The sequence below is a fragment of the Polaribacter sp. YIW18 genome (assembly GCF_057219325.1).
Genome location: NZ_JBXVVE010000008.1, coordinates 171576 through 178100 on the forward strand (window position 1 = coordinate 171576; position 6525 = coordinate 178100).

The window sequence follows — 6525 nt, forward strand, 5'->3', positions numbered from 1 at the left end:
ATGATGACGCCAAAAACTTTATAATATCTTATTTTTAAGATTGTTTCTAAGATATATGTTGCCTTTTTTATGTGCTACTTTTAAAAAGAATTGTAAATTTTATCAATTTTTTGTGTTTTGTGATGTTGCAACCAACTTACTCATAATCCAAACATTGGCATGCTCTACAGAATTTGGACGTAGCAAAATAGTATTGTTAGCATCTAATAAATAATAAGTAGGTGTGCCTGTAATGTAATACTCTTTTGCAGCTTGGGTATCCCAACCTTTAAAATCGCAATGAGTTTGTTGCCAGGGCATATTTTTATAGGTTGTAGTAAATGCAGCTGATTCTTTATCTAAACTTATATATACTATTTCTACATTTTTAGCTTTCCACTTTTTATAATTTTCTATCAATTTAGGAATCTCTTTTGTACAATGTGGACACCAACTAGCTCCAAAAACTACTAATTTATGGGTTTTTAGATCGCTTAATTTTTTATTGTTTGCAAATACAATTTCTGGGGCCTTATTGCCTAGTTTCATTTTTCTGTAGCTTTCTAGTTTTGCAGCTACATCCTCTTTTAAAGAACATTGGCTACGCTCTAATAAATTTATAGAAAAGTATTCAGAAGCTCTAATTAAACTACGTTTTTCAAAATAAGTATATAAATGATCTGCAACCTTATTTAATAAACTATCATTTTCTTGTAAATTGTCTATTAAATATTTAGAACTTAAATTCATTTGCACATTACTACTATCTAAAGATTGCCCCATGTTTTCTAACAACAAATAATGCCCTTCTATCAATTCTTTAAACAAACCACTGGTTTTAAAATTAGGGTGGTTAAAATTGGTATTTCTAAAAAAAGAAATAGCATTGGGTATTTGGGCAGTTTTTTTTCTAACAATAACTGGCATTTCTTGTACCATTTTACGGTAAGGTATAAACCAACGTGTATAACTTTTTTTGGGTAAACTAGCTATAAATTGGGTATCTTCTTGTTGCAAACGTGTTTGCTCTTTTTCTAGTTGCTTTAATAGCTTTTTTTGTTTAGCAAACAAAGGTTGGTTTTTATACAATGGCTGCAAAAAAGCAAGCGCAGATAAGGCATTGCCTCGCAAACTTTGGTCTTTAGCATATTGTATAAAGTTGCTGTTCTCTGTACTATTTGTAAATTGCAAACTATCTCTTTCATTTAAATGAGTGCCTTTTAAATGTAATGTTGGTTCTGCTAAAACAAACACCAAGCTACTATTATCTTGGGTATTTAATACAGCCATACCCTTATATTTTTTTGGATAGTTTAGCGTAAAATTCCCAGATGCATCTATAGTATCTTTTGCCAGTTGTGTAGGTTGGTAATAGTTAAAACCTGTTAAGGTTATTATTTGCCCTTTGTGTTGTTTTAGTGTGCCTTTTAGAGTTTGTGCTGTTGTTAATACACTATACATGAGTGTAATAAGCATCCCTACTTTTCTCATTTTTATGATTGTTTTTTTTGTTTCTCTCTACTATTTTTTTATAATTATATGGTTTTAGGTTCCTGCTTTGCAGGATTGACTTTTAAATTGTTGTTTTAATTTTTATATCATTACTTTTTTGGTTTATCATTAAAGAGATTGCTTTGTACCTCGCAATAACTTTTTATTCGTATTTATAAATGATGTCTATCAGTAAATATCTATGAATTTCTATACAATTATTAGAAACCACCTATCACCAAATTTAGTGCTAAACCCTAAATTTTAATTCTTAAGTTCTCTATGAATACCTGTAAAAGAACTTATAGCAGCAGTGCTTTTAGAATTTGCTATGGTATTAGCGGTATTTATATTAATAAAACTGCCATCCTTTAAGATGGCAGATAAAGTACTATAATGTCTAATCTTTAATACAACGCACTGACAAACCAAATCCACGGTTGCTAGTTCCAACAGAAGCAGAATTGTTATTGAAACCTAGCGATCTTGAGTAATCTCCGCTCACCGTACTTGACCAATAGTTGCCCGATCCACCCGGAGGGTTAATCGAACCACTACCATAGCTACGAGAGCCAGTTGCAGGAAGTTTTAAAACACTCGCATATGCACCAGCCAGATTCAAAGACCCGAAAGATGAAACCTCATTATTAAACTCTGTTGCTGTAGGTAAACGGTAACCACTTGGGCAGGGGTTGTTGGTACCACTAACACCTTGCCATAAAGTATCGTCTTGGGTTGCTAACCAATCAGTAGGTAATGTTACGCTAGTTATAAAATCACCATGTCCTGGGGTACTTGTTGTAGCCAATGTACTTGTTGTTGTAGTGTTTGTTCTAAGTTGGTGCCCATCTGCAGCTCTACCCCATTGGTACATGTCTCCGTAAGCAGCTGCATCATCACTGCTTTCAGCTACTTGTGTAGCTCCTAAGTTTCTGTCCATCCAAATTTTACCTGTGGTAGAAACCACATCTTGAGGCGCTATAGCATCTACCATGGCTTGTACTTCTGCCTGGGTGGCAGGTGATGAAAAAGCATCTGGATTACCATCTATATAATTTTGATAAGATGCTTCATGCGCTGATTCTATACCCGTTAACGCTGGTAAAATATAACCTAACTGTGCTACAGTTACTACAGAATTTACGTTATCTGGGTTGTCTGCCTCATTTCCTATCTGCGTCAAAACAGCATCACTTGCTACTGCATTTACTGCATTTACCATGGCTTGTACTTCGGCCTGTGAGGCAGGTGACGAAAAAGCACCTGGGTTGGCATCTATATAATCTTGGTAAGCTGTTTGGTTAGCTGCTATTACCCCTGTTATTGCAGGTAAAATAGTACTTAAATCTGCTGCAGTTACAACCGCGTTTTCTGTATCTGGGCTATCTGCCTGACTCCCTATCTGGGACAAAACACTAGTACTTGCTGCTACGGCTGCTGCAGATGGTGCAAAACCACAATCTGACCACCCACCATTTTGGTAGCCTTTAAAACAATTGGTAGATAAATCGTACACAACCATACCATTTACGGGTGTTGCTACGGCTGCTGTATTTGCCACACGTGGCAATATAAGTGCACTGTTGGTAGATACGACATCTAAAGCCCCTTCTGGGGTGGTTGTACCAATACCCACTTGGGCAAAACTTGTAAAACATGCTGCAATGAATGCAATGCTTAATAAAACTTTTTTCATACTTATATCGTTTTAAATTCCTGCCTTTGCAGGATTGTCTTTTAAATTGTTTTTTTATTTTTTAATACAACGCAGTGAAATTGCATTCGAACGAACGCTACTTCCTGTTTCAGAACTAGAACCATTAGCATATAGATAGCGTGCATCAGTTCCGCTCACTGTACTTGACCAATAATTACCCCCTTCACCTAGTAAGAAAACTGTACCAGCACCGCCATTACGGTACCCCCCTAGGGTAAGTTTTAAAACACTTGCAAATGCGCCAGCTATATTGTTAGATCCCCAAGATGAACGCTCATTCTCTAACTCTGTTTCTGTAGGCAAACGATAACCAATTGGGCAAGGGTTGTTAGTACCACTAACACCTTGCCATAAAGTATCGTCTTTGGTTGTTAACCAATCATTAGGACTTGCTGTGGATATTATAAAATCTCCATGCCCTGGGGTACTTGTTGTGGCCAATGTGCTTGTTGTAGCGCTTGTTCTAAGTTGGTGCCCATCTGCAGCTCTACCCCATTGGTACATGTCTCCGTAAGCAGCTGCATCATCACTGCTTTCAGCTACTTGTGTAGCTCCTAAGTTTCTGTCCATCCAAATTTTACCTGTGGTAGAAACCACATCTACTACTGCAGTTGTAGTATCTTTACCTATATTATTTACCACATCTACCATGGCTTGTACTTCGGCCTGTGTGGCAGGTGATGAAAAAGCACCTGGATTGGCATCTATATAATCTTGGTAAGCTGTTTGGTTAGCTGCTTCTACTCCTGTTATTGCAGGTAAAATAGTACTTAAATCTGCTGCAGTTATAACCGCGTTTTCTGTATCTGGGCTATCTGCCTGACTCCCTATCTGGGACAAAACACTAGTACTTGCTGCTACGGCTGCTGCAGATGGTGCAAAACCACAATCTGACCAACCACCATTTTGGTAGCCTTTAAAACAATTGGTAGATAAATCGTACACAACCATACCATTTACGGGTGTTGCTACGGCTGCTGTATTTGCCACACGTGGCAATATAAGTGCACTGTTGGTAGATACGACATCTAAAGCCCCTTCTGGGGTGGTTGTACCAATACCCACTTGGGCAAAGGTTGTAAAACTTGCTGCAATAAGTGCAACGCTTACTAGTATTTTTTTCATAATTATATAGTTTTAAATTCCTGCCTTCGCAGGATTGACTTTTAAATTGTTGTTTTAATTTTTAATTTTTATATGATTATGGTTTGGTTAAGAACCAAAACCTGTACCAGGGTTATCTGCAGGGCTAGAAGCTTGCGCCTTTTGGGGGTTTAAAATCATATAGGTACCCAAGGCTGTTAAAGCTGCATATTTACCATAGCTACCTAGTTTTAGTAAAGCCTCTTTTCGAGTTATATCTTCTTGTGCAGTTGTTTTCTTTGTTGTTTTCATCTTGTTTGATAAATATTTAGTATGAATTACTATTCGATTACTATCTTTTTAGATTGTTTAGAATTATTGGTATTTAATTGTATTACATATACCCCTGTACTTAAATTGGTAGGTAAGGCTATATCATAAACTGTTTGCATAGAAAATGTATGAGAAAGTACCTCTTTACCAGTAATGGAATAGATTTTTGCAGTGGCAGTGCCTTTTTGCTGTAAACCGGTAATTCTTACATTCGCATTACTTGTTTTATAGATACTTAACGTATTTGCCATATTTGGCTCCTCTACACTTAATACATTACTTGTTGTGTGTATATAAAAACGACCTATACCGTTTAAAGCGGTATTCATATTAACTTGATGAGCCGTGGTTGTAATATCTGTAATGGTGTTTTCTATTTTATCTTCTAAGTAAATTTTTATGTTTTCTGGCAAACCAGCCGCCTCTGAAGAAAATGTAAGTGTTTCTTTGGCAGCTGCCACTACAGAAAGAGGCACTATAGAAGTTTCGTAGTTGGTGTTGGGTAAACATTGTAATGTAAAATTAACCCCTTTACTGTCTGAAACTAAATGTGTATCAAGCGTAAAAGTTGGCGCTATATCTACATACGCACCAGCATCCCAACCAATATCTAAACCTGTAGTAGTTTTACTAAAATACTTTAGGGTGGTATGTGCTGTCTTTTTATCACTAGACATACGTACTACTAAAGTTGGCGTTACCGCTGTTTTATAAAACGTAGCAGGTGTACTTACCTGTGGCACTTGTAGGTTTTCTGGAAATGTAAAAGTTATATTATTACCCTTAGGATCTACCATAAAACCTTGCCCTGGCGCTAAGTAAGTTAGAGGGCTTGCATTGTTTATAATTTGATAACTTGTACCGTTCCAAACTTGTAAATACGCATTATTTGGATCTAAATTGGCTATGTTAAGATCTAAAATACTGGTGGTTTGATTATCAGGGTCGTTAGCAGGTAGGAATGATGGATATGGATTTCCAACTGCACTCCATAAATGGTTTGCAGATACCTCTGGCGTAATAGCATTAGCAGGTATTGTAATTGTAACATCTCCTGTGGCCATTGTTCCTTGAAATGAATAGGTACCTACAGAAGATCTTTTCATAGAATATCCTTTTCCGTTTTCAAAATTACCTGATGCAGGATTACTTCCTCCAGGTATTGTGTAATACTCCCAACGAGTACCTGCATTATTTGCATTCTCATATATAGATACCCCATAATTATCTCCTGTTTCGCCAGTACCACTTCTAGTTACATCATTAACAACAGCTACACCATCAACGGTATAGGTACTAGAACCTACATCTTTACTAGCTGCAAAATCTGCGATACTTTGACCAATGACTGGCGCAGATACAAAATGCCAATTTGTACTATTTATATGACGCACATAACTAATATCTCCAGTAACAGTACCGTTTACAATAACGGAGCCACTATCTGTAGCATCTGATTGCACCGTAAGTGCGCCTTGGGCATCAACCCCCATATTTTCTTCTACATGCATAAAGCTTTTAGGAGAAATATAAACAGAGCCCCCAGAGGCTACATTTAATGATTGTGACCATGAAACATAGCTCATAAACACAGTAAAAATTGAAAATATAATTTTCTTCATAATTTATTTGATTTAATTGTTTTTAAATAATTAGATTAATTTGTTGATTAAATGGTTGATATACTGCAAGTTTCATACTTTTTACTACTATTTAATAAAGTAAAACAATAAGTGGTCTAATAGCGGTATAAGTGGTAACTTATCTTAATTAGAAGTTGAGGCAGCGTACGAAAAAAACCTGAGTTCGATTAATAAAATGCAAGTTGATTTGTTTTGACTGTCTGGTATTTTATGGACGGCTTTTTAGGTAAAAAGCTATAGGCAATAAGCCCTGCAACAATATTAGACAAGAAATTAGTA

5 protein-coding genes and 1 pseudogene are annotated in these 6525 nt (G+C 36.2%); all 6 read right to left on the reverse strand.

What is annotated here, in order from left to right; all coding sequences use genetic code 11:
• Positions 1-102: 102 nt before the first annotated feature.
• On the reverse strand, positions 103-1470 hold the full coding sequence (locus AC2D6T_RS09975) for a peroxiredoxin family protein (RefSeq protein WP_484681388.1): 1368 nt from the start codon (positions 1468-1470) through the stop codon (positions 103-105).
• A 400-nt stretch (positions 1471-1870) separates the two neighbouring features.
• Positions 1871-3166, reverse strand: coding sequence for a hypothetical protein (locus tag AC2D6T_RS09980; RefSeq protein ID WP_484681389.1), 1296 nt, complete (start codon positions 3164-3166; stop codon positions 1871-1873).
• Positions 3167-3220: 54 nt separating this feature from the next.
• Positions 3221-4312, reverse strand: coding sequence for a fibrobacter succinogenes major paralogous domain-containing protein (locus AC2D6T_RS09985; RefSeq protein ID WP_484681390.1), 1092 nt, complete (start codon positions 4310-4312; stop codon positions 3221-3223).
• An 87-nt stretch (positions 4313-4399) separates the two neighbouring features.
• On the reverse strand, positions 4400-4582 hold the full coding sequence (locus AC2D6T_RS09990; RefSeq protein ID WP_298945785.1) for a hypothetical protein: 183 nt from the start codon (positions 4580-4582) through the stop codon (positions 4400-4402).
• A gap of 29 nt (positions 4583-4611) precedes the next feature.
• Positions 4612-6225 (reverse strand): T9SS type A sorting domain-containing protein, encoded by a 1614-nt coding sequence (locus tag AC2D6T_RS09995; RefSeq protein WP_484681391.1) that lies wholly within the window; start codon positions 6223-6225, stop codon positions 4612-4614.
• A 188-nt stretch (positions 6226-6413) separates the two neighbouring features.
• Positions 6414-6525: pseudogene (locus AC2D6T_RS10000) on the reverse strand (IS982 family transposase); the annotation flags it as partial.

Excerpts from the sequence above, each read along its gene's own strand:
- AC2D6T_RS09975 (WP_484681388.1), bottom strand. The coding sequence starts at position 1,470 with ATGAGAAAAGTAGGGATGCTTATTACACTCATGTATAGTGTATTAACA.
- AC2D6T_RS09980 (WP_484681389.1), bottom strand. The coding sequence starts at position 3,166 with ATGAAAAAAGTTTTATTAAGCATTGCATTCATTGCAGCATGTTTTACA.
- AC2D6T_RS09985 (WP_484681390.1), bottom strand. The coding sequence starts at position 4,312 with ATGAAAAAAATACTAGTAAGCGTTGCACTTATTGCAGCAAGTTTTACA.
- AC2D6T_RS09990 (WP_298945785.1), bottom strand. The coding sequence starts at position 4,582 with ATGAAAACAACAAAGAAAACAACTGCACAAGAAGATATAACTCGAAAA.
- AC2D6T_RS09995 (WP_484681391.1), bottom strand. The coding sequence starts at position 6,225 with ATGAAGAAAATTATATTTTCAATTTTTACTGTGTTTATGAGCTATGTT.